This is a genomic window from Levilactobacillus sp. HBUAS70063 (assembly GCF_038374745.1).
Taxonomy (GTDB): domain Bacteria; phylum Bacillota; class Bacilli; order Lactobacillales; family Lactobacillaceae; genus Levilactobacillus.
In genome coordinates, this window is record NZ_JBANSM010000001.1 from 450,682 (window position 1) to 475,638 (window position 24,957).

The 24,957-nt window shown below is 53.8% G+C and carries 20 protein-coding genes; all 20 read right to left on the reverse strand.

Annotated elements, in window-relative coordinates; translation table 11 throughout:
- Window positions 1–26: 26 nt before the first annotated feature.
- Window positions 27–2,048, reverse strand: coding sequence for a transketolase (tkt, locus tag V8I28_RS02200; RefSeq protein WP_341778479.1), 2,022 nt, complete (start codon window positions 2,046–2,048; stop codon window positions 27–29).
- Window positions 2,049–2,362: 314 nt separating this feature from the next.
- Window positions 2,363–3,283, reverse strand: a complete 921-nt coding sequence (gene rbsK / locus V8I28_RS02205) for a ribokinase (protein WP_341778480.1) — start codon at window positions 3,281–3,283, stop codon at window positions 2,363–2,365.
- A gap of 163 nt (window positions 3,284–3,446) precedes the next feature.
- Window positions 3,447–4,457 (reverse strand): ribose utilization transcriptional repressor RbsR, encoded by a 1,011-nt coding sequence (gene rbsR / locus V8I28_RS02210; protein WP_341778481.1) that lies wholly within the window; start codon window positions 4,455–4,457, stop codon window positions 3,447–3,449.
- Window positions 4,458–4,879: 422 nt separating this feature from the next.
- The gene (locus V8I28_RS02215) at window positions 4,880–5,869 is read right to left on the reverse strand and encodes an aldo/keto reductase (protein WP_341778482.1); all 990 of its coding nucleotides are present in this window, start codon (window positions 5,867–5,869) and stop codon (window positions 4,880–4,882) included.
- A 71-nt stretch (window positions 5,870–5,940) separates the two neighbouring features.
- Window positions 5,941–6,855, reverse strand: a complete 915-nt coding sequence (gene murQ, locus V8I28_RS02220; protein ID WP_341778483.1) for an N-acetylmuramic acid 6-phosphate etherase — start codon at window positions 6,853–6,855, stop codon at window positions 5,941–5,943.
- A 291-nt stretch (window positions 6,856–7,146) separates the two neighbouring features.
- Window positions 7,147–8,793, reverse strand: a complete 1,647-nt coding sequence (locus V8I28_RS02225) for a peptide ABC transporter substrate-binding protein (RefSeq protein ID WP_341778484.1) — start codon at window positions 8,791–8,793, stop codon at window positions 7,147–7,149.
- A gap of 137 nt (window positions 8,794–8,930) precedes the next feature.
- Window positions 8,931–9,917 (reverse strand): ribose-phosphate diphosphokinase, encoded by a 987-nt coding sequence (locus V8I28_RS02230; protein ID WP_341778485.1) that lies wholly within the window; start codon window positions 9,915–9,917, stop codon window positions 8,931–8,933.
- Between the two features lie 183 nt (window positions 9,918–10,100).
- Window positions 10,101–12,635 carry an SF1B family DNA helicase RecD2 gene (recD2, locus tag V8I28_RS02235; protein ID WP_341778486.1) on the reverse strand — a complete coding sequence of 845 codons (2,535 nt, stop codon included), beginning with the start codon at window positions 12,633–12,635 and terminating at the stop codon, window positions 10,101–10,103.
- Window positions 12,636–12,653: 18 nt separating this feature from the next.
- Entirely contained in the window at window positions 12,654–13,343 is a 690-nt protein-coding gene (locus tag V8I28_RS02240; RefSeq protein ID WP_341778487.1) for a tetratricopeptide repeat protein, read from the reverse strand.
- A 22-nt stretch (window positions 13,344–13,365) separates the two neighbouring features.
- Window positions 13,366–14,025: a histidine phosphatase family protein gene (locus V8I28_RS02245; protein WP_341778488.1), complete on the reverse strand. Its 660-nt coding sequence runs from the start codon at window positions 14,023–14,025 to the stop codon at window positions 13,366–13,368.
- Window positions 14,026–14,268: 243 nt separating this feature from the next.
- Window positions 14,269–15,396: a tRNA 2-thiouridine(34) synthase MnmA gene (mnmA, locus tag V8I28_RS02250; RefSeq protein WP_341778489.1), complete on the reverse strand. Its 1,128-nt coding sequence runs from the start codon at window positions 15,394–15,396 to the stop codon at window positions 14,269–14,271.
- A gap of 790 nt (window positions 15,397–16,186) precedes the next feature.
- Window positions 16,187–16,531 carry a DUF1831 domain-containing protein gene (locus V8I28_RS02255; RefSeq protein WP_341778490.1) on the reverse strand — a complete coding sequence of 115 codons (345 nt, stop codon included), beginning with the start codon at window positions 16,529–16,531 and terminating at the stop codon, window positions 16,187–16,189.
- Window position 16,532: 1 nt separating this feature from the next.
- Window positions 16,533–17,726, reverse strand: coding sequence for a cysteine desulfurase family protein (locus V8I28_RS02260; protein ID WP_341778629.1), 1,194 nt, complete (start codon window positions 17,724–17,726; stop codon window positions 16,533–16,535).
- A 34-nt stretch (window positions 17,727–17,760) separates the two neighbouring features.
- Window positions 17,761–18,453: a 5'-methylthioadenosine/adenosylhomocysteine nucleosidase gene (locus V8I28_RS02265; RefSeq protein ID WP_341778491.1), complete on the reverse strand. Its 693-nt coding sequence runs from the start codon at window positions 18,451–18,453 to the stop codon at window positions 17,761–17,763.
- Between the two features lie 77 nt (window positions 18,454–18,530).
- Window positions 18,531–18,836 (reverse strand): hypothetical protein, encoded by a 306-nt coding sequence (locus tag V8I28_RS02270; protein WP_341778492.1) that lies wholly within the window; start codon window positions 18,834–18,836, stop codon window positions 18,531–18,533.
- A 9-nt stretch (window positions 18,837–18,845) separates the two neighbouring features.
- Complete coding sequence (locus V8I28_RS02275) at window positions 18,846–19,388, reverse strand: NUDIX hydrolase (RefSeq protein WP_341778493.1); 543 nt, start codon at window positions 19,386–19,388, stop codon at window positions 18,846–18,848.
- 1 nt (window position 19,389) lies between these two features.
- On the reverse strand, window positions 19,390–19,620 hold the full coding sequence (locus V8I28_RS02280; protein WP_341778494.1) for a cold-shock protein: 231 nt from the start codon (window positions 19,618–19,620) through the stop codon (window positions 19,390–19,392).
- 294 nt (window positions 19,621–19,914) lie between these two features.
- Window positions 19,915–22,728, reverse strand: coding sequence for an isoleucine--tRNA ligase (gene ileS / locus V8I28_RS02285; protein ID WP_341778495.1), 2,814 nt, complete (start codon window positions 22,726–22,728; stop codon window positions 19,915–19,917).
- Window positions 22,729–23,421: 693 nt separating this feature from the next.
- Window positions 23,422–24,144, reverse strand: a complete 723-nt coding sequence (locus tag V8I28_RS02290; protein ID WP_341778496.1) for a DivIVA domain-containing protein — start codon at window positions 24,142–24,144, stop codon at window positions 23,422–23,424.
- Between the two features lie 16 nt (window positions 24,145–24,160).
- Window positions 24,161–24,940, reverse strand: coding sequence for a YlmH family RNA-binding protein (locus V8I28_RS02295; RefSeq protein WP_341778497.1), 780 nt, complete (start codon window positions 24,938–24,940; stop codon window positions 24,161–24,163).
- Window positions 24,941–24,957: the final 17 nt, after the last annotated feature.

Consider the following 24,957-nt stretch of genomic DNA (forward strand, 5'->3'; position numbering starts at 1 on the left):
TACATTATAGTAGAAACAATTTCAACCTACAGTAGATCCAGGTAGGCTTGAACCACGTGCTCCGGCGTGAAACCGGCCATTTCAACCACGGTTGCACCGTTGCCACTCGCCCCAAATTGTTCCTGAGTGAGCGCAATACCGTCTAGACCCACGTACCGGTACCAGCTTGCCCCACTGGCCATTTCGACCGCGACCCGTCGCCGTAAGTGCTTAGGCAGGACGCTTTCTTGGTAGTCGGCAGATTGTGCGTTGAATTTTTCGAAGCTTGGCATCGAAACCACCCGAACATCGTGGCCAATCTCGGCCAACCGCTGTTGAGCATCCACGGCTAATTTCACTTCTGAACCGGATGCCATCAGAATTCCCTCGGCCTCGTGTTGCGCTTCGGTGACCACGTAGCCCCCTCGTTTAACGCCGCTACGAACCTTCGCGGCCGCCTTAGGTAAGGTTGGTAGCCCCTGCCGCGTCAGGACGATGGCCGTTGGGTGATCCGTGGCTGCAATGGCCTGTTCCCAGGCCGCCACTGTTTCATTCCCATCGGCCGGCCGGAAAACGGTCAAGCCCGGAATGGAACGCAACGCCGCTAATTGTTCGACGGGTTCGTGGGTTGGGCCATCCTCCCCGACTGCCAATGAGTCATGCGTGAAGACGTAGATGACCGGCAGTTTTTGTAGCGCGGCCAACCGAATCGCCGGCTTCATGTAATCGGAGAAGACGAAGAAGGTTGAGCCGTAGACCCGGGTACCCCCGTGAAGGGCAATCCCGTTCATCGCCGCGGCTTCGGCGAATTCCCGAACGCCGAACCATAAGTTCTTTCCGGTTGGGTTATCCCGACTGAACCGGTCCTCATCTGTCACGGCCGTCTTGTTCGAGCTGAATAGATCCGCCGATCCCCCCCAGAGGTTGGGGCAAGCCGCGCTCAACCGCTGTAAGATCTCATGGCCACTGGCCCGGGAAGCCAACGCATCCTTCTTGTAGTAGGTCGGCAAACTAGCCTGATAATCGGCCGGTAGCGTTTGACTGATGCCCTGGGCAAATTGGGCGGCTAATTCCGGTTCGGCATCGGAGTAACGCGTCACGAGGTTCGACCACTCTTGATGGCTCGCCCAGCCGCGTGACTTCACCGTGTTTTGGAACCGCGAACGCACCTCTGCCGGAACCGTGAATGGGTCGTTGTCCCACCGGTAGAAGTCACGGGTGGCGGCAAGGTCCTCGTCATTGAGCGGCGCCCCATGAACCTTGTTGGTCCCTTGATGGGGGCTCCCGGCACCAATCACCGTCTTGACCTCAATCAGGGTCGGTCCGGTTTGGCTGTTCTTGGCGGCATTAATCGCCTCGTCAATCGCGGTGAGGTCGTTGCCGTCCGCCACCCGCAGGTAGTTCCAGCCATAACTCTCGAACCGCGCGGCAACGTCATCGTGGCAGGCGTTGCTCAGGGGGCCATCCAGCGAGATATCATTTGAATCGTAGAGCACGATTAATTTATTTAATTTTAACTGACCGGCCAGGCTGGCTGATTCGGCAGCCACCCCTTCCATCAGATCCCCATCCCCACAAATCGCGTAAGTATAGTGGTCCACCACGTTGAAGGTTCCCCGGTTATAGGTCGCACCCAGGTGCATCTCGGCCATGGCCATCCCCACGGCCATCCCAATACCTTGACCCAGCGGACCGGTCGTGGCATCCACGCCCGGCGTCACGCCGTATTCCGGATGACCGGGCGTCTTACTACCGATTTGCCGGAAATTCATCAGGTCCGACTTGCTTAGGGCGAACCCGCTCAGGTGAAGCAGGCTGTAGAGCATCGCCGAGCCGTGACCGGCGGAAAGGACGAAGCGGTCACGGTTAAACCATTGCGGGAAGGATGGATCCACCCGCAAGTGGCGGGAGAATAGGACATAGGCCATTGGTGAAACGCCCAGCGGCAAGCCCGGATGTCCGGAACGCGCTCGCGAAATCATATCCATACTGAGCATCCGCACCGCCGTAACGGCTTGCGTATCAATTTCATCAAAATCTGCTTTTTTAACAACTTGTTCATTCAACATTGGTAAATAACCTCACTTTGAGCGACTGGACCACTTGCCGTCGCTAGTTTTGATTGGCACATGCACACGCTGATTTAATCGATATCGTCAACGGCATCTCCTTGACTTTTCTAACTATACCAATCTAACTAAAATAATGCAACCATTCTGTAATAAGTTATTCTACCGGCATTTATGCTATCAAATTGTCTGCATAGCCAAATATACCGATTAGATGATGTTGCAACCGGTTGTCAAAAAGGTGCAAAAAAAAGCAAATTTTTTCGGAAAATATCCGGAAAAATTTGCTTTAGACCAATTTATTTCAGAAAAGCTTACTTTTTGCTAGCCGCCACGATTTCATCGTAAGTTGGAATGGATGGCATGGCCCCTAAGCCCTGAACCGTCAAGGAACTAGCCCGTTGTGCGAAGGTTAACGCCGATTCAATGTTGCTCAGATCGCCCTTTAATTGTGAGCTCAATGCCCCAATGAAAGTGTCACCGGCAGCGGTCGTATCCACAGCCTTGACCTTGAATGCGGGAACGAAGCCAGATTCCTTTGCCGTTGCGTAGTAAGCCCCCTTACTCCCCACGGTGATGATCAGGTTCTTGACGCCCATTTCGCGGAATTTAGCGGCATTGGCGTCCATGGAGGCCCGGTCAGTGACTTCAATCCCGGTCAAAACGGCACTTTCCGTTTCGTTAGGGACCACTAAGTCCGTCACCTTTAAGATGGCTGGATCAATCTTAGCGGCTGGTGCGGGGTTCAAGATCGTTGTCACACCGTGCTTCTTAGCAACCGTAAAGGCGGCCAGAGCGGCGGCTTGTGGCGTTTCAAATTGGGTAATCAGGAAGTCAGCCTTGGCAATCTCATCTTCGACCGCAGTGACCTCATCCGCCTTAATCTGTTGGTTCGAGCCCCCGTAGACCAAGATACTGTTCTGGCCGGCTTCATCCAAGAGAATGAAGGCAGAACCGGTTCCGACCGTCTTGTCGGTGACGATGGCACTCGTATCAATCTTGTCTTCTTGCAGTGATTCAACCATGAAACGACCTGCGTCGTCGTTACCGACCTTACCGATGAACCGCGTTTCGGCACCGGCACGAGCAGCGGCAACGGCTTGGTTGGCACCCTTTCCACCGGCGGCACTACTCTTGTTTTCAGTTGACAGCGTTTCGCCCGGTAGCGGCATCCGAGGAACCCGTAAGGTTGTATCCACGTTGAGACTTCCAAGAACAGTTACTTTGTTTGCCATAATTAACTTCCACTCCTTAACCATTTATCCGTTCGTAAAACGTTTTACGTATTACCGACACGCCCGGTAACCCGTTTCAGATTACTACTAGCGTATCATGTTTCGAAAAGGCTTACAAGTAAAACTTGAAATTTTTTTCAGTTGTTTTTAAAAATTTGTCGGTTTATTTACGAATTGCAGCTGTGCTCTCCCGTTGCCGCAATTCCACCGGCAATTCCACCGTTTGGGGCGCCAATTGGCGTTTCTGAATCCGATTAATCAGTAGCGTGGTGGCCTGCTCGCCCATGGTGACCACGGGCTGGTGAACCGTACTGAGCTTCGGCACCACGTAATCGTCTAGGTCGATGTCATCGTACCCCAGCACAGAAATGTCTTCCGGCACGCGAACGCCCCGCTCATGGAGCCCACGAATGAGGCCCAACGCCATCTCATCGTTGACGGCAAAGACCGCCGTGGGTTCTCGCTTCAGCACGGCTTCGGTCGCCTGATAGCCACCCAACTTGGTCATCGGTGAAATGATGAAGGCCTCCTCCGGTATCGTGACCCCGGTCTGCGCCAGATAATGCTTGAAGCCTTCTAGGCGGACCACCAAGTTATCCGTGGGATCTTCGGGTAAAATGACCGCGATCTTTCGGTGCCCCAACGACAGCAGGTGTTCCGCGGCCAGTTGTCCACCACGTTGATCGTTGATGCGTACGCTATCCAGACTGGGCCCGCCGTTTTGGTCAATCAGCAGGTAGGGAATCCCATTTTTCTTTAAAATATTGTCGATAGCTTCCACAGTAATTGAGGAGCTAGCGATGATTAAGCCATCCACGGCCCGCTTGATGAGCTCCTGCAAATAGTAACCCTCCAGATCCTCATCGTAGTTCGCGCCAAAGATCAACGGAATAAAGTGCCGCTCACGACTGGTCGCCTGAACCCCCTTGATGAACATACTGAAGAAGGGGTTACCCAGGTTCGGCACAATTACCCCGATTGTCTGGGCCGACCGCATAATCAGGTTCCGCGCGTTGAAATCCGGCACGTAGCCCATTTCTTCTTGGAGCTGATGCACGCGGGCCCGCGTATCCATGCTGAAGCGTTCGCCCTTCCCATTCAAAATCTGCGAAACTGTGGTGACTGAGACGCCGGCAGCTTCGGCCAGGTCTCGAATCGTTACTTTTCGTGTCATAGCACCCTCCACACCAATCTTTTAAAATCTCTACTCAGTTCCGGTAGGCGCCGCGAAATTCGTCGGCTACCAGAACTCCTGCGTTAATTATACCCTATCCTTGCTGCCAGTTGCTGAACAATTTTTGTTATATTCCATCGGGACATTCGTTATTGCTAGCCAACAGCAAGACTTAACGCGGTAGGGCCAAATGGTTCGGGCCGGCCGACTTGCCAGGAATGAGTTGAGCCAGTCGACCGCTGCCAAGCGATCGTTAGCTCATCAGACCTCCCACTTGGCTGAGGTGGCTGAATTCAAAACCCGCCAATCCGATCCCAGCCAAAATTGGTGATTCAACGCGAACCTACCGCGACACGGTCCACCTCATCTCACGAAAAAAAGACTAACAGCGTCGATTCTCACGTTGCTAGTCTCCAGTCGTCCTAAGCCTTTAAAATCCGATCAATCGCTTGTAACTCTTCGTCATCGAATTCCAAGTTCTGAACGGCCTTAACGTTTTCATATAAATGTTCAGGTTTGGAAGCACCGGTAATCACACTGGTAATTACGGGATTGTGCAGTAACCAAGCCAACGCCATGTGCGACAGCTTCTGACCGCGGCTGTGGGCAATCTTATTCAAGCCCTGCAGCTTCTTCAGCATCTTATCGCGACCGGCATCCAGGATGAATTCACTAGACCAGTGAATGTCAACGTCTTCCGGAATCCCATCCAGATACTTGTCGGTCAACAAGCCTTCACACAGTGGCCCATAGGCAATGGCCCCCGCATTATTCTTCTTTAACATGTCGAATAAGCCATCGTCATTGGCCGTCTGATTCAACATGTTGTAGGACACTTGGTCCACCACGAATGGCGTGTGCAAATCTCTAAAGATCTTGATCATCGCTTCGGCCTGAGGTGCCGTGTAGTTCGAAATCCCCACGTAGAGGGTCTTGCCTTGTCGGACCATGTCATCCAAAGCCACGGCCGTTTCTTCCGGCGAGGTTTCGGCATCATAACGGTGACTGTAGAAGATATCCACATAGTCCAACCCCATGCACTTTAATGAACGGTCCAGCGAAGCCATCAGGGCCTTGCGTGAACTCATCTGGCCGTATGGTCCGGGCCACATGTGGAAGCCGGCCTTACTACTGATGACCAACTCATCACGGTACGGCTTTAATTCCCGTTCCAACACTTCGCCAAAGAGGCGTTCCGCTTCGTAGGAACCCGGACCGTAGTTAGCGGCCAGGTCAAAGCTGAAAATACCGGCGTCAAACGCCTTTAAGATAATGTCGCGGGTATCGCCATAGTTGGCGTGTTCCCCGTACTTATGCCACATCCCAAAGGAAATTGCTGGTAATTGAAAACCAGTATTTCCGGCACGCCGCACTGGAATTTTTTCATAACGATGTTCGTCTGCTAAATACATTTGCCACATTCCTTCCCTTTATGCCTACCTACGAGTATAAAGGAATTGGTGTGGACCAGTCAAGCTTTGCGTTAAGCGTGTTGTACATCGTCACTCAGCTTAACGGCTTGCGAGACGTGACCACCCGTGGCATCCAACAACTTCTTGGCCTCCGCAATCGTCCCCTTGGTTTCAATCAGGACAATCGCTAACGGCACGTTATTGCCGGCCCGGTCGAGTGCCCGTTCCGCCGCCAACGTTGAGGTTTGGGTCGCCTCGGCGATAATCTTCTTGGCCCGCTCAAAGGTTTTGCCGTTGGTCGGTACCACGTTAATCATCAGGTTCTGGTAAACCTTCCCCGACTTCACCATGATCCCGGTGGACAGCATGTTCAGCACCATCTTTTCGGCGGTTCCGGCCTTCAGTAGCGTCGCCCCCGTGATGACTTCGGGACCCACGACCGGCGTAATCGGAAAGTCGGCCAGCTGGGCTAAGGGACTATCCTCGATGCAGGAAAAGCCAATCCCCGTGGCACCGTGTTCCTGGGCGAACTTCAACGCCGCCACCGTATAGGCGGTTTGACCCGAGGCGGCACTGGCCACCACGATATCATTTTCCGTGAGCTGAACCGCCGCTAAATCATCCTGTGCCAATTCCGGCGAGTCTTCCACGGAAGGTAACGTGTGGGTCAGCGCCTCGTTGCCCCCGGCGATCAGGCCAAACGTCTGTTGCTCAGTCAAGCCGTACGTTGGTTGTAGTTCGGTCGCGTCAATCACGCCCAGCCGTCCGGAAGTCCCGGCGCCAACGTAAATGAGCCGACCGCCCCGATCGAATTTCGGATAGGCGGCGTCAATGGCGGCCGCAATCTGCGGCAATTGCTTTTGCACGGCGCGCGCTACCCGATGGTCTTCACGATTAATCGTCCCAACCATCTCCAACGTCGATTCGCGGTCAATATGTGTCGACCGGTGATTTCTCTGTTCCGTAAGTAAGTCTTCAAATTGCATGGTGTTGACCTCCTACTTTCATTAGACTTGTCAAAATTATGTATTCGCTTTCATAGTGACTACTCTAGGTATAACATGTTTCATACATAATTTCAATTGTGAATATTAATTGCCCCATATTCACGATTATTTACAGGGGCGATCACCCGGGATTTTCAGCCGTTTTTTTCTGTTCGTCCCAGTCAGGCTTATTTTCACGATAGCGCGATTGATTTTCACTTTTTCCCGAAAAAAAAGGCCCGCTAAAGTCGACTTTTTCAGTCAACCCTAACGGACCTTCTCAATCATCGTTTACTGTTCAACACGCATCCACTGGTACCCACGGCTCATGCCGGCTGGGTTCCAGACGTAACCCGTGACCTTGGAATTCCACATTTCAACCGTGGCGGGTTGATACAACGGAATAACCCCTTGTTGGGCCATCAGCCGCTTCTCGGCGTTAACCAGGTCATTGTACCGAGCAGTTGGCTTGTTGGCGTCTTGGTTCTCGGAACGCTTCAAGTAGTTATCGTATTTCGCGTCGGAGAAGCCACCATTGTTGTTGGTGTTACCGGTACTCATCAACGATAAGAAGTTGATCGGATCGGCAAAGTCTGCGCCCCAGTTCGACAGAACCAGGTCAAAGTTGCCGCTGTTCGACCGGCTTAACCGCGTCTTGTAAGGTAGCGTGTTCAGCGTCACCTTCACGTTGGGCAACTTTTCCAGGTTGGCCTGAATATCCTGGGCTACCGTCTTGGTCACGCTAGTATCATCGGCCATCAGCGTCAGGTTCAATTCCTTGGTACCGCTGGCCTTCAAACCGGCCTTCATCAATTGCTTAGCCTGCTTCAAGTCGTAGGTAACCCCACTCTTGACGTAGGCATCCTTGGCAAAGTCCGCCTTGGTCTTCGGGTTTTGCGTCAGGTTCTGAGACACGAAGCCTAACGGTGCTTTGGAACCATCCCGCAGGACATTCTTGGCCAACTGTTGCTTGTTAATGGCCATGGACAAGGCTTGACGGACCTTCAGATTACGCAACGCCTTAATCTTCTTCTGATTCATCTGCATGTAGTAGGTTGATCCGCCAACAAAGGTCTTCATGTCCTTGTTGTTCTTGAGGTTAGCCACCTGCGTCCCATCAAGAGTCGTAGCGTCCAACTTCTTTTGTTGATAGAGGTTCAAGCCGGTCGACGGATCGGCCACAACCTGGAAGTTCAGCTTCTTCAGCGTAATCTTCTTTTTATCCCAGAACTTGGTGTTCTTCACCAGTTGCCAGTTCTGATCGGTTCCTTGCCACTTGGTCATCACGAATGGCCCATCATAAGCCGTCTTTTCGCTGGAATGACCATAGCTCTTCCCGTACTTGTCCACGACGCTTTGTTCCTGAGGGAAGAAGGTTGGGAAAGCCAGTAAAAGCTTGAAGTAGGCAACGGGCTTACTCAACGTGACTTCCAGCTTGTACTTACCCAGAGCCTTGACGCCCAATTGGCTAGGCGCCAGTTGGCCATTTTGGACCTGGTTATAGTTCTTGATTCCGGCCATCAGATAAGCATATTCCGCGGCCGTCTTGGGATTAACGGTCCGTTGCCAGGAGTAAACGTAGTCCTTAGCCGTGACCGTCTTGCCATCGTTCCACCGATTGTCGTGGCGAAGATTAAAGACATAGGTCTTCCCGCCATTGCTGACTGTGGTCTTCGTGGCCATGGCGTTGATGAGCTTCTCATTTTTACCTAAACGATACAATCCCTCTTGCGTATGGTACAACTGCGTCAAACTCGTTGAGTCCGCCGCCTTGGAAACGTCCAAGGTCGTGACCTCGGACTTCGTGGATAGCTTGACCTCTTGATCTGCCGCCAACTTCCCCGATTGACTGGACGTTGCCGATTTCCCGCAAGCAGCGAGTCCACCCACGATTAATGCTGTGACGCCCAGTAAAATTCCGAAATGTTTTCCTCTCAAACTACTCGCTCCTTAATCTCAATTTCTCGCCGATCGGCCGGCCTGCCCCGACGAAAACGTCGGTAGGCAATTGCCCCCTTTGCCGATTCAGCCTGACACAAAACAAGAACCATCACCAGCGTGACGGCCCTCGTCGTTTACTGCTTATGCTGCTTTAATGCCTTGTGAAACAGGGAATCCACCGGCTCCTGATGATAAATTAAATCCATCGCCTTACCGAACAAGTCGCCGACCGACAGTACGACAAACTTATCACTCTTCTTGTCATCTGGCAACTGAATCGAATCGGTGAAGACCACTTTTTCCAATGGTGAGTCTTCGATCCGGGACGTGGCTTGACCGGATAGGACGGCATGGGTCGCACAGGCGTAAACGTCCGCAGCCCCAGCGGCCTTCAATGCCCGAGCCGAGACGGTAATCCGCAACGCCGTGTCAATGATGTCATCGACCAAGATGGCGCGTTTACCCTTCACATCCCCAATCACGGCATCTGGATGCGCGGTATTCTCGGTATCGTCACGATTGTCAATAATCGCGATCGGTGCCCCGAGCAATTCGGCTAATCGCCGTGCCCGGCTGACACCCGCGTGGTCCGGCGCAACGACGACGAAGTTATCGTCCGTCATCTCCGGATTGTCGACAAAGTAACTCGCCAGCAGGCGGTCACTTTGTAAGTGATCCACTGGAATGTCAAAGAATCCTTGTAGCTGGGCCGCGTGCAGGTCCAACGCGATGACCCGGTTGACCCCGTCCATCTGGAGCAACGAGGCAATTAGCTTAGCCGTAATGGGTTCCCGTGAGCGGGCTTTCCGGTCCGCCCGTGAGTACCCGTAGTACGGAATGACCACGTTGATCTTCTCAGCGCTGGCCCGCCGTGCGGCATCCACCATGATCAACAACTCCATCAGGTTTGTGTTGACGGGGTCCGAGACCGATTGAATGATGAATAGTTGGTCCCCACGAATACTTTCATCGATACTAATCTGAATTTCACCATCGCTAAAGTGTTTGATCGTGGCTTTACCCAGCTCAACGCCAGCCGCCTTTGCAATCTTTTCCGCGAGTGGCCGGTTTGAATTCAGTGCAAAAACTTTCATTCTGCCAGCTTCGACATGTTCTGCCATAACAGCCTCCCAGTGGGTTTCCCCAAGTTCATTTATAGTTTTAAAGGTGCGGCGGATTACCGCTAGTGTCCCATCCATTGGAACCGCCATTATCAGCAATCCGAGATAATCCGCACAAGACTTAATTTACTGTTTACATTATCGCAATCTTTGGCTGGAAACGCAACGATTCACGCCGCACTTTTAGTTTGTTGCCATGAATTGCGCGGGCGTAATCCCCTGCATGCCAATCATCGGGTCAATCTTACGACCGAGCACCAACGCCGGTGTTAAGCGATAATTGGCCGGTTCATCCGGCGCGGTGGCGGTGGATGAAGGCGTTTGCGTCGCGTCCGACGTGGCCGCCATCGTTTTCTCATCTTTAACCGGCTGCGCTTCGGAAGTTGGCGTAGCGGTCTCCGCGGCCGCGGGTTGTGGCTGCTGGTCCGGGGCCAAGACGCCCTGAATCCGCATCGTCAGCGTGGTGTGCCGGTTAACCGACAGATTCGTCACGCAAGCGGCAAAGGCGTTGGGTTCCCCCAGCAAAATCAGCATATCCGCCGCCCGGGTGACCGCCGTATACAGCAGATTTCGCTGCAGCATCCGGTTGTATTGCCCAACCATGGGCAGAATCACCATTTTAAATTCCGACCCCTGCGACTTGTGAATCGACATGCAGTAGGCCAGCGTCAGGCGATTCCAGTCGTTTCGAGAGTACGTGACCTCGGTCTGCTCAAAGGCAATCGTCAACTGATCGGCCTTAATCTTACTGTTCTTGGCGTTGGCGAGGTCAATCCCCGTGATGGTCCCGATGTCGCCGTTAAAGACGTTATTTTCCGGGCTATTCACCAGGTGGAGGACCTTATCGCCAATCCGGAATTTCTGATTTCGAAATTCCACTTCCTTGGTGCGCTCGGACTTGCGGGGATTCAGGATGTCTTGCAAGACCACGTTGAGCCGGTCGATGCCTGCCGAACCACGGTACATGGGCGCCAGCACCTGAATGTCACTGGCGGTAAACCCCTTGGCGTGGGCCTTGGCGACAATCTGATCGATCACGTTTTCGACCTGATTAGCGTGGCACGGGATAAACGACCGGTCCGGCTGATTCTGCGTAAAATCTGCCGGCAACTGCCCATTCTTGATGGCGTGAGCCAGCGGAATGATGGAGGACCCATCCCCCTGCCGATAGATGGTATCTAGCTGAATCTTTTGGAGCTGGTCGCTGGCCAACAGGTCGTGAAACACCTGTCCGGGTCCCACGGAAGGGAGCTGATCCTTATCCCCCACTAAGATGACCTGCATGCCCACCGGCACCGCCTTGAGCAAAGCCTTCATCAGGTAAACGTCGACCATGGACGTCTCGTCGATGATCAGCAGGCCCCCCTCGAGGTCCTTGGTGGTCGCAGCATCCAGGTCGTCTTCTCTACCCGTCAAGCCCAACAATCGGTGAATCGTGCTGGCCGGTAACCCGGTCGATTCACTCATCCGCTTGGCGGCACGACCAGTTGGGGCGGCCAAGAGCACGGGGAACGGCCGCTCCTTATATTCATTAATGTCGAGCGACACCTCGTGTAACCGTGCGTACAGGTTGACCAACCCACGAATAATCGTGGTCTTCCCGGTACCGGGTCCCCCGGTCAGTAGCATCACCTTGGCCTTGGCCGCGGCGGTTAGGGCCGTGGTCTGCGACTCATCGTAAACGATGTCCGCCTGCTTTTCCACGATTCGCAATTGCTTGGCGATGGCGTCATCGCTGAATTTCTGGTCGTCTTCGCCCCCCTGGAGGAGTCGCTGAAGGTGTTCGGCAATCTGCCATTCGGCATCATATAACGTCTTCAGGTAGATTCGCTGGTCATCGCCCACGACCTTCTGTTGCTTGGCCAATTCGAGCAACTGGTCGGCCAGATCCTGGGGATTCAGCCGTACATTGCGGGCATTTTCCAGCAGGCTGAGCGTATTGGCCAGTAGTGGCTTGGCGGTGGTGTAGGTGTCGCCATTGGCCACGGAAAGGTCCGTCAACGTTTGAAGCAACCCCGCCTGCAAGCGCTCCGGGCGATCCGCCGCGTAACCCAGTTGCGTGGCAATCTGGTCGGCGCGCTTAAAGCTGACCCCGGCGATGTCTTCGGCGAGTCGATAGGGATTGTCGTGAATCACGTCGAGCGTCTTGGCTTCGTAGCGGTTGTAAATGGCCGCCGCGAGCGTACTCCCGAAGCCATAGCCGTTAAGGCCGATGATGATCTGCTCCATGCCGTTGTTGGTCTGGAGCTGACTCACCAACGTGGCGGTGACCTTCGCCGACAACCCCAGGGGTGTGAGGACCGCGCTGTCGTCTAAAATCTTCTCAATCGCGTTGGTCCCCAATTGATCGACAATCTTAGTGGCCGTCTTCTTCCCCAAGCCAGGGAAGTCATCCCCACTCAGGTAGGCAATCACGCCACTCCGCGAGGTCGGTGTCTCATTTTGATAGTTGTCCGCCTGAAATTGCACGCCATACTTGGGATGGTCGACCTTTTTTCCGGTAAAGCGGTACGTCACGTCGTCCTTCACATCGGCGAAGTTTCCGGTCACGACAATCTCGTCTTCGTGCCAATCTAGGCTGGTCTCGGAGACCTTAATCAACATCACCTTGTAAAAACTGTCCTGGCTCGCAAAGAAGACCGCACTGACGGTGCCCACCACGTAATCGGCCTGGTCGCCCTGATCCGTTGCGAATAAGTCTAGTGATTCGGATGCCATCTGCTTGTCTCCTCTCTATTATTTCTGATCGGCCCCTTGGCCCTTCTGCGTCTGGATGAACCGTTCGATATCGGCCAACTTCTTCTGGCCCTTGTCAAAGTAAGTGGGGTCCAACCGCTTGGCGGCATCGAAATACGGGCCGTAGTTTTCGCCCTGAACCATCGCCACGATTCCGCGGTCAAAGTTGGCCCGCCCGTTGTCGGCGTCCAACTGTAAGACTTGGTCGTAGTACTGGGCGGCCTGTTCCATGTTGCCCACCGCCAGTAAATTCTCGGCCACCACCTGCAGCGTAGCGACGTCGTGGGGTGCACTCCCTAGCGCGGTCAGTCCAAAGGCCAGAGCCCGCTTGTGATCGCCGCTAGCCATATAGCTTTGCGCCATCATCAGGTAACCGGCGCCCTTCAACTGGGCACCCAATTGGTCGAACTGGGCAATCGCCTTAGGGTAGTCCTGCGCCGCATAGTAGACGTTGCCCAAGCCATAGTGGAGTTTTTCCACGGTGGCCGGCTGTTCGGCAAACAGTCCCAGCGCCTTCATCAGTAATTCCTCCGCCTGTGCAAAGGAATTCAAGTCCACGAGAACCGTGGCCAGTTCGTAGTACGCATCGGCATCGCCGGGATGGCTATTAATGTGTTGAACCAATTCGTGAACCATTTGTTCGGAACGTTGCTTATCTTGGTCGCGTCCCGTTGCTTGTTGTTCCGTCATTTTTTTATGAACACCTCAATTTCTAAATCGTATCGGTCGGTGTGGCCGCAGCCGTTAAGAAGCTGGTATCGTTCCAGTCACGCAGCTCAAAGTGCTGGCCGCCATCCGTAGTCTCTAGGACCGTGATGCTGGTATTCCGCAGCCCACCACGTTTCCGTAAATCCGGAAGCGGCGTACCCAGCAGCGCATTGATCTCGGCGTTCAAAGCCGCCCCGTGGCTCACCACCAGGACGTTGGCCTGAGGCTGGGGATTGGCTGCTACAATCGTCTGAATGCCCGGCGTCATGCGGTCAATAACTTCCTGAAAGGTCTCGCCCCCGATACGCGTGGTCGTATACTGGTCGGGATGGTTACGAAAGGCATCCAATTCAGCTGGAAATTGCGCTTTCACGTCATCGAAGGCCATCCCCTCCAGCTGACCTAGGTGAAACTCTTCCAACCGACTCATCAGCGTCAATGGCACGTGCTGGTGAAGTTCCTTGATGACGTGTTGCGCCGTAATCCTAGCCCGCCGAATCGGACTCGAATAAGCGTGCTGAAAGCGTGTGTGCCGTAAGAAACGACCGACCTGAACCATTTGCCGATAGCTTTCGGTTAGGAGCTCAGAATCGCCGCCAGCCCCCTGGAACCGGCCCTCCAAATTCCACTGCGTCTTGCCATGGCGTACAAAGTATAATTTCAAAGCTCGGTGCCTACCTTTCCCTAATCTCTGCTTATAATCGTTCAACTTCACTATTCACTGATTGGTCAGCATTACCCGTCCAATCGCGCGATAGTCACATCACCTTATTATGCCAGTTTTCGCCGACTTTTCAAAGAAGCTAACTTGAAAAAATAACAAAACCCGCCAACGAGGTCAACTCGTCGACGGGTTATCAGTTAGCTATTTTCATGATTCAGGGACCACCCGAATATCGAATGTAGCCTAAATCAGCTGTAACTCACGGTCCTTGTTGTAGGCAGCGTCGATAATGGCACTCCCCAGGCACTCGTCGCCATTGTAGAAGACGACGGCCTGCCCCGGCGTAATTGCCCGGGCGGGATCATCAAACTCAACGGTGACCTGCTGACCGTCGTCACTCAAGTGAACGGTCACGCCGGTATCCTTCTGCCGGTAACGGAACTTCGCCGTGCAGTGGAAGTCACTGCCGCGATCAATCGTGTTGACCCAGTGAATATCGGAAGCGGACAGATGGGTCGCGTAGAGGTGTGGGTTGTGGTAACCCTTCCCCACGTAGAGGATATTCTTGGTCAGGTCCTTACCAATCACAAACCAGGGCTCGTTGTCCTCACCGTCACCACCGATGCCTAAGCCGCGGCGCTGACCAATCGTGTAGTACATCAAGCCGGCGTGATCGCCCTTGATCTCACCATCAACGGTCATCATCTTGCCGGGCTTGGCTGGCAGGTAGGTATTCAAGAAGTCCTTGAAATGGCCCTTTTCACCGATAAAGCAGATCCCCATGGAATCCTTCTTGTCGGCCGTTGCCAGGCCAGCGTTCTTCGCAATCTCACGAACCTGGGGCTTAACCAGGTCGCCGATTGGGAACATCACGCGGTCCAACTGATCCTTGGATAACTGGCTCAAGAAGTAGGTCTGGTCCTTGTTCTGGTCCACGGCCCGCATCAAGTGAGCGTTGCCGTTCTCGTCACGCGTCAACTGCGCATAGTGGCCGGTAGCGATGTAGTCTGCCCCTAACTCTAAAGCGTAGTCGAGGAACGCCTTGAACTTGATTTCCTTGTTGCAAATCACGTCAGGGTTCGGCGTCCGGCCCTTCTTGTACTCATCCAAGAAGTACGTGAACACGCGGTCCCAGTACTCCTTTTCAAAGTTGACGGAGTAGTAAGGAATGCCAATCTCTGAGGCAACCTTGGCTACGTCCTTGTAGTCTTCGGTAGCGGTACAAACCCCGTTCTCGTCCGTATCGTCCCAATTCTTCATGAAGACGCCGATCACGTCATAGCCCTGCTGCTTTAACCGCAAAGCGACAACGGAGGAATCGACCCCGCCACTCATACCAACGACAACTCGCGTTTGGCTGTTGTCCTGCATGGTATCACCATCATTTCATTCAGATTCTGGAGAATCTACGATTTGAAGGTCGCATAAATCCAGTATTGCCTAGTTTACCTATTTTGCCGCTGATTTGCAAGCCTGGCGTTTCCTTTCAGAAAACACGGGGCACTTCGCCCATTTTACGAGGCGGATCGCCTTTTCTTTCGGTTGAAACCGCAACATAGTGGAAAGTGGTCGCCTTACCGTTCGTCAAATATGAGTTGGATCGCAGTGGGCGGACCGGACCGAGCCTGAGAAGCGGTCTCGGCCTCGCTTTGAGCCGACAGCCCACGTCTCAAAGACGCCAGTTCCCTAAGCGGCATGAACCGTGCCACTAAGGGAACTCCCACGGCTGAACCCATATTTGGCTCACTCACGGCTGTGAGAGTGCTGGCCAGCAACCAGCGGCTTAACTCGACATAACGACTGATTTGCCGATAAACCTTACTGTTGATGGCTAGCACTACCTTGCCGGAGATCGCCAGGGGTGGAGCCAGCTGTGTCGACGGTGTTAGCTGAGGGCCTTTCTCAGCATACAGCGTAGGGTGACTTGGGAGACTTGCGGGCTTGGCAAGGCTTCCAAGCGAACCGGAAGCCCGTTTCTCAGGCTGAAGGTGGCCCCCATAGCAGGCGGAACCCCTGGCAGGCGCAGGCCCTGATTTCACCAATTTTAATGGACAGAACACCATCGTTCCGGGAATCAACGCGTTAATTTTTCTTTTGCCTTTTAGCTAGTAACTAAAAACCGCTCCCCACCACAGTTGGCAAGAAACGGTCTTTATCGGCGTTAAGCTTTCTTTTGAATGATTTCGCGGTCAATCAAGTTCTGCAGGATAAAGTGGTATTGTTCCACATTTCCCTCGGCATGGGCGCCCTTGAAAATGTTGACCCGGCGGTTGCCGGACGCATTCGTCGTGGACATCTTAAAGCCGCTGAGATCCTTGGCCACCACGACCCGCAACATCTGATTGCGGTTGTAGGGCGAGGTTGGGTCCACCGACCGTTCCAACGTGTAGTTGCCCGCGTTAGACAATTGGAAGCCCACATCCTTCAAGGCATAGGGTTTCACGTTGGGATTTAATTCGTAAACATCGGCGTCACCGTCTACTTGCATCTGCTTTTCGAATAACACGTTACTTCACCTCACTATGTTGTTTGTTCAAGCGCTTCACGATAGCCGAAACCGCCGTCACGAAGGCGTCAATCTCATCACTAGTGGTCTGTTGGCCAAAGGAAAGCCGAATCGACTCCGCAATCCGCGGGCTCTTCTCGCCAAACATCGCCGTCAACACATGGGACGGCTCGATTGACCCGGCCGTGCAGGCAGAGCCCCCGGAAACGGCAATCCCCGCCAGATCCAAGTTGGTCTGCATCACATAGGTTGAAATCCCCTTAATCCAGATGTTTAAGACGTGATCGAGGTTCTCGCCCTCTAGCGACCCGTTGACCTCAAAGTCCACGCCGTTAGCGGTTAGGCCCTGAACGACCTGTTCCTTGAAGCCGTGGAAACGGACCCGCTTCTCGGCCTTTACTTCCGGCGTCAGGAGTTCCGCCGCCTTAGCAAAACCGGCGATGGCGGGCACGTTTTCCGTCCCGGCCCGGCGCTTTTCCTCCTGGTCGCCCCCCTTGATCAGGCTCGGGAAGTTGACGCCCTCTCGCTTGTAGAGGAAGCCGATCATCTTGGGGCCGTTAATCTTGTGGGCCGACGTCGACAGCATGTCGATGTGGTCGCGCTGCACGTCGATATCCAGCAGACCATACGTCTGGACGGCGTCGGTGTGGAACCAAGCCTGGTGGTCCTTGAGAATCTCGCCAATCTCGTGGATCGGCATCCGACTGCCCACTTCGTTGTTCCCCATCATAATCGTCACGAGGATCGTATCGTCTCGTAGCGCGGCCTTAAAGTCATCGAGGCTAATCCGACCGTGCGCATCGACCGGCAAATAGGTCACCTCAAAGCCCTGTTCCTCCAACGCATGGAGTGGCTTCAAAACGGCCTCGTGCTCGATTTCGGTGGTGATGATGTGTTTACCCAAAGACTGCCGCGCCAGGGCCGTTTGCGTGATGGCGGTGTTGTCGCCCTCACTGCCGCCACTGGTAAAGATGATTTCTTCATCACTGGCCGCGTTGATACTGTTGGCAATGACCTGGCGGCTATTTTCCATCACCGTATGGGCTTGGCGACCCAAGCCGTATAGCGTGGACGCATTCCCATAAACGTTGGCCATCTTATCGGTCATTTCCGCCAAGACCTCCGGGGCCATTGGCGTCGTGGCAGCGTTGTCGAGGTAAATTTCCTTGACGGCGTTGCTATTCTCAATGTGCATCTCTTTCACTCGTAAAACCTCCTGAACGGCCGAGTTAGTCTTGCGCGGCTAACAGGGCTAATAACATCTGCGCAGAACGGTGTCCCGCGTCAATAATAAAGTCATCAAAGTTAACGCCGGAATCATTGTCGGCGTTATCGGACATGGCCCGAACGACCACGTAAGGGACGTCAAACTGGTGAGCCACTTGACCGACCGCGGCCCCTTCCATTTCACCGGACAAAGCATCTGGGAAATGGCCCATAATGGCCTTAATGGTTTCGGGGCTGTTGAGGAATTGGTCGCCGGACACGATCAACCCTAGCTTGGTCTTGAGGCCGGTATCCGCAGCGGCCGCCACGATCTTTTCGCCCCATTCCTTGGAAGCGGCGAACCGAGCTGGCTGTTGGGGTAATTGCCCGTATTCGTAGCCAAAGGCCCGGGCATCGGCATCGTGATAGGCCGTTTCGGTGGAAACAACCACGTCGCCGATGTTTAAATCTGGTGCCAACGCTCCGGCGGATCCGGAATTAATCACGAGGTCCACGTTAAACTGCGTAATCAGCAGGGCCGTGGTCAACCCGGCTTCGACTTTTCCAATACCGGAACGGACCAGCACAACGGCCTGGCCACTAATGGTCCCTTGATAAAATTCGAGGCCGTGAATGTCCGTAGTTTTCGCGTCTTGCAAGGCGTCGTGCAGTTCCTTAATTTCTTCTTCCATGGCGCAGATAATTCCAAATGTCATGTGGTGTACTCCTTCATCTTAGTCGTGAATGGCGTCACACTTGGCGCCGCCACGCAACGCTTTCGGTTTTTTCATCGTTAGTTCATAAAGAACAAGATTAAATAAACAATAATAATCAGGGCGACTAACCAAAAAATCGCCCAGTTGAGGCGGTGGCCCAGTCGCTTCCGCTTCACTTCGGCCGGACTAACCCGTTGATCGATAGGCGATTCATCGGTGGGTTCGTTGCCCTTAGGATTGCCGTGTTTACGGGCATATTCCTTCTCGACCTGCACCCGTTTGCGGTCACGTTCCTGAAAGTCTTTTTCGGCCTGCTCCTGCTCGCGGCGGTAATCCGCTCTCGTCTTGGGCGGTTCATTTTGGTCTTGCCAATCGTCGTTCATCGCTGTCACCTACTTCTGTAATAGCCAGTAATAGATGGCCGTAATCGTCTTGGCGTCGTTAATCTCGCCGCTCTCAATCATGGCCTGGGCTTCCTGTTTGGTCACCGTCAGTAGCTCTAAATTCTCGCCACGGTCCCGGGGGAGTTTGGTGGTTACCGGCTTCAAGTCCGTCGCCAAGAATAACGTCATGTATTCGTCGGAGAAACCGACACTGGAATAAAACCCAGTAATCCGTTTTAACTGGCCCGGTTGGTAGCGAATTTCTTCGTTAAGCTCCCGCAACACCGCGTGTTCAACGTTGTCCGCATCCCGACTATCCAATTTGCCGGCCGGAATCTCCAAGGTTGCCGCGGCAATCGGTGCGCGCCACTGCCGTTCCAAAATCATCTTATTATCGTCAGTCAGCGCCAAAATTCCCACGGCGCCCGCGTGTCGGACAATTTCTCTGGTCGCGGTGTCGCCGTTGGGGAGTCGAACGCTCTGCCGTTCTAATTTTACAATCACACCATCGTAAAGTTCTTCGGTGGATTCAACGTGTTCTTCTAAGTCCATGCTAAACCTCCTCCGTGCTGCCCGTGACCACGGGCGTCACTTTAGCTGCTTGTGGCCCACGAATCCCTTGGACAATCACGAATTGCACGGTCTGGCCGGGTTCTAGCTTACGAAAGCCTTCCCCTTCACCAATAATGCCCGTGTAGTAGACAAAGACATCTTCACCTTCTGGCGTGGTGATAAATCCAAAACCGCGTTGTTCACTGTAACTTTTTACTTTTCCGGTTAACATGGTATCCCTCCCATACATAGCCCAAATTATACTCGCTTGGCCGGAAGACCGCAAACACCGGGGCTCGCCGTTGCTTAACCCCGGCGTCTACCAGAAGTGTCGTCTTCACCGATCGCCTTGCCGTTCGCCGAATCCGGTCTGAAACGCGGTGGTCCGGCCGGGAACGCCCCAGCCCGTTTTTTCCATCACTCGGCGCGACTAACCCCCGTCTCCAACCCAAAAATGCCGCAAGACGACCTCAACGGGCCAGCCTTACGACATTTTCTGATTTAAATTTAACTTAACGTTTAAGCTTTACTTTTCGTCAAAACCTTCCGTTGCCGTTTCCGGGAAGTTCTCCCGAACAATCGCAGCACAACGGGCACAGAAGTGTGGGTAAGCGGCATCGCTACCGACATCTTCCTTGGTCAACCGGCAACGATCGCAGACCTCACCGGCAGCCGCCGTCACCTTCACCGCAACGTGATCAAAGGTCAGGGCATCGGCTGGTGCTTGGTCCAACGGCGCGAAGTCCAGACCCGAAACCAACAGGATTTGTTGAACATTCACATCCAGCTGATCCAGTAACGTCTTGGTCTGATCGTCAATGTACAAGTCGAGGTGGGCTTCAGCGGCCTTCCCAATCAACTTGGCATCGCGGGCTTCTTCCAGAGCCTTCAGGACGTGACTCCGCAACTTCATGAAGTGATCCCAAGCAGACTTTTCACTGCTGTCTTCGACTTCATTGGCATCGTCCAGGTCCAGAACCTTAGGCATTTCCGCCAACTGAACGAAGTCTTCGGGTTCCTTCAAGAAGCCCCAGAGTTCTTCGGCCGTGTGTGGCAGGATTGGCGTAATCAACTTGGTCAAGCTAACGGCAATCTGGTAGAAGACCGTCTGCATGGAGCGCCGGGCGTGGCTATCAGCGGCATCGATGTACAGGATGTCCTTGGCAAAGTCCAGGTAGAACGCGGACAAGTCGGTCACGACGAAGTTGATGAGTTCCTTGTAAATGTTCAGGAAGTCAAAGTTTTCGTAGTGGGCCTCAACGCTCTTGGTGAATTCGTTGAGCTTGTACAGCATGTGCCGGTCAACGGCAGTCAACTGGTCAGTCGCTACGGCATCCGTCTTCGGATCGAAATCACTGGTGTTCGCCAGCAGATAACGCATGGTGTTCCGCAACTTCTTGTAGCTGTCGGAAATCTTGACGAAGGCTTCGGTGCTGACCCGCACATCGGCGGAAGAATCAACGGAAGTGACCCAGAGGCGAACGATGTCGGCCCCCATCTTCTTGATGATTTCGTCCGGTGCGATCGTGTTCCCCAGCGACTTGGACATCTTGTGTCCGTCCTTATCCAGGGTAAACCCTTGGGAAACGACCTGCTTGTACGGCGCCTTGCCGGTAGCGGCAACACTCGTGATCAGACTGGAGTTGAACCACCCACGGTACTGGTCGGAGCCTTCCAGATAAAGGTCGGCCGGGAAGTCGAGGTAGTCGCGTTCGGCCAGGACGCCTTGGTGAGACGAGCCAGAGTCGAACCAGACATCCATGATGTCGGTTTCCTTGGTGAACTCACCGTGAGGCGAATGTTCGCTGGTAAAGCCTTCTGGCAATAAGTCCTTGGCTTCGCGTTTGAACCAGATGTTAGACCCGTACTTGCCGAACAAATCGGCTACATGGTCCACCGTTTCCGGCGTGATGATGGCTTCCCCATCTTCACCGTAGAAGATAGGTAACGGCACACCCCAGACCCGTTGACGGGAGATGACCCAGTCGCCACGGTCCTTGATCATGTTAGCCAACCGCCGTTGACCCCAGTCGGGTTGGAACTTAACATCCTTCAGCGTGCCCAAGATTTCATCACGAATCTTATCCACGGAAGCAAACCATTGCGGCGTTGCCCGGAAGATAACCGGCTTCTTGGTCCGCCAGTCAAATGGGTAACTGTGTTCGTAAGGCATGTACTTCAGCAGCGCATTGGCCGCCTTTAACTTGTCCAGCGCAATCTGGTTGGCGTCATCGTAGAAGACTCCGTCGAAGTCGGGACCGGCTTCGGCCGTCATGTACCCTTGGTCGTTAACCGGAACGATAACGGGCAAGTTGTACAGCTTACCCACGTTAAAGTCGTCTTCCCCTAAACCGGGTGCGGTGTGGACCAACCCAGTCCCGGAATCGGTCGTCACGAAGTCGCCTAACATGACCACCAACTTACGGTCGGCGATAAATGGGTGTTGGGCAATAATGTTGTCCAGATCTTGACCCATCACGGTCTTCAAGATTTTGACGTCCTTCCAACCAAAGCGTTCCGCGTTTTCGGCTACTAATTCGTTAGCCAAGACGAACTTACGGTCTTCGCCTGCGGGTTGTACCACCGCGTACTCGATGCCGGCATCAATGGTAATCCCTTCCGAACCCGGAATGGTCCACGGGGTCGTGGTCCAGACCACCAGGTAGGTGTCGTCGTCTAAGACGCCCTTGCCGTCGACCACCTTTTCACCGTAAAAGGCAGATGGGGACGTCACATCGTGGTATTCCACTTCGGCTTCCGCCATGGCGGATTCGGAAGACCATGACCAGTAAACCGGCCGCTTGCCCTTGTAGATCAGGCCACGCTTAGCCATTTCACCGAAGACCCGCACTTCTGCGGCTTCGAATTCTGGCTTCAACGTCAGGTAAGGATTGTCCCATTCGGCGGAAATTCCGAGCCGCTTGAAGCCGTCCCGTTGCAAGTTAACTTGCTTCAGGGCGTATTCCCGACAGAGGTCCCGGAATTCGGCGGTGGACATCTTCTTCCGGTCGTAACCGGCCTTGGTCAATTGTTGTTCGATGGGTAACCCATGCGTATCCCAACCAGGAACGTAAGGAGCCCGGTAGCCACTCATGGACTTGTAACGAACGATGATATCCTTAGAAATCTTGTTCATCGCGTGGCCCATGTGGATCGGACCGTTAGCGTATGGGGGGCCATCGTGCAAAATAAACGTTGGCTTCCCCTCGTTTAATTTTTGGCGGGCTTCATAAATCTTGTTTTCAGCCCAGACTTTTTGCCGTTCGACTTCTTTAACTGGCAAATTGCCACGCATCTTGAACTTGGTCTTACCCAGGTTCAACGTGTCTTTCACTCGCATACCGTCATTTCCTCCTTTAAATTAATGCCTTCACGGTTGGTGAACCGGTGAGCTCAAGCCGCTTCTGGCCTCAGCTCACCGGTCAACCACTGTGTCGTTCACTTCGCCTTGCCAGGTGATCTGCTAGACGCTGGAACGCCGTGGCCACGACTTGAAGCCTCACCTAAATCGTGAGTCTCCAAGCTCGGGCTTATGCTAAGTCGGCAGACAATCCCTGCCGGCTAAGCATAACGACACGGCTGAGCATCTAGCAAACCGCCCTCACGGCTTAAGCGTTGTTTCAAGTCAATCACTGGTGACCAGCCGTCAATCCGGACTGGATCTAACCGGCCTCCGCTGCCACCTTCCAGTGACGCGTTGCTGTTCCCATATCACCGAGTAACTTCTCGGCATGACAGGTCCGTCTCACCAGATTTCCAGCTGACAGCGCGCTATTCCCATTCTGTCGCAAACAAAAAACGACCTCGCCGCAAGGGACGAAATCGTTCGTGGTACCACCCAAATTCGGAAAACGGCCATTGCCGTCTTCCCTCAACACACCGTATCGGGGTGTCGTCGCCACGGCTTACTGTTGGTTCAGCCGTGGAACTTGGAGAATGATACCAACTAAACAGAGCGGGTGTTAGCCTTCCACCATCGCTAACTCGCTAGTACCTTCTGTTTTAGTCGGCGGATTTCTCTGCCAGTCGTTAATTATTGTTTGTCTTGGTCAAAATGCGGTTGATCGTTATCTGGGAAAATCACAACGGTCTCACCATTATCATCATTCGTATCCGTCACCGGTGATTCTTCAACTGGGGCATCCGCCTCGGCTGTCTCGTCATCCGGTTGCGATGCATCTGAGTTTACGCCTTGAGCCGTGTCGTTGTCAAGCCGGTCACCCACGACCTTCTTGATTTCTTCGTAGCTCGACATGGAACCTTCCTTCAACAGGCTGTCCCAATCGTTAGACTTAACCACTTCCAATTGACTTTCCAGCATGACCTGAAGTCGCTGGCGGAAGACCCGCGTGCTCTTCTTCAAGTCGTCGGTTTCCACCGCCAACTTTTTGGCGCGCTTCGAGGCTTCGTCCATGATCTGATTGCCCTTGTTGGTGGCCTCAGAAACGATATCGGAGCTTTGCTTCTGCGCCTCTCTGATAATGATTTCGGATTCCTTTTGGGAATTGGCCTTCACCTTATCGGCGGCTTCCTGTGCAACCAAGATGGACTGGTTCAAGGAGTCCTTCAAGTCGTTGAAATACTTGAGTTTTCCGTTCGCCGCATCCAACTGTTCTTCCAGTTCCTTGTTGTGGTTCAACGTGATTTGGTAGTCTTTAATCACTTGATCTAAGAAGTCATTGACCTCATCAACGTTGTAGCCGCGCATTTTCGTGCCAAACTCTTTATTATGAATGTCTAATGGACTTAGTACCATTGTGTTCCCTCCGCATCTATTTCTTCAACACCGCTAGGGTGACCCGAATTTTTTCCTTTTTCGTCCGGCCAGCCACTTCGTCTAACCGCACCCGGCCGAACCCGCGCACCGACACGATGTCGGCCACGTCGAGCTCGTAATCCGGTTTGAGCGTTTCCGTCCAGTTCACCCGGACGTGGTTACCCTCGATCAATTCCTTGGCGCGGTGACGGGACAAATGAAAGCCGGTCCCCACGATGTTGTCCAGCCGCAACGATGACAGGGTGGCCGATTCGGCCTCCCACTCATCGATCGGTTGAATCAACGCATCGAAGTCGCTGACGACCAGTCGGGCCTTCACTCGGCCGATGTGATCGACTTGCCCCGTCAAGTAATCCGCCATCGACGCTTCCGTCACCACCTGCCACACTTCACCGTCCGTCAAGATATCACCCAGGATTTCCCGTTCAATCCCCGATCCCAGCAAGGTTCCGAGGATCTGACTGTGATGGAGCGTGGCGAATTTGACCGGATAGTCCACCCGCAGCAGGGTTAACTCAAAATCCTGCGGTGCGGGTTCGTAGTAATCCGGAAAAAACAGGGCCCGTTGCATCTCCGCCAACTGGTGGCCCCCGCTAAACTGAACCTTCACATCGGCCCGATGCGCCAATGTGGTGGCAATGTAGACCTGCCGTGGGTTCAAGAAATGCGTGAGGACGGGCCGATATTCATCGGCCACCTGTTGGAGCCAGCCACCAACGGCATCAATGAAGGATGCCTCATCGGGCCGGAAATGTTGCATGACGTTCTCATCCACGTCTCAAACCTCCCCTC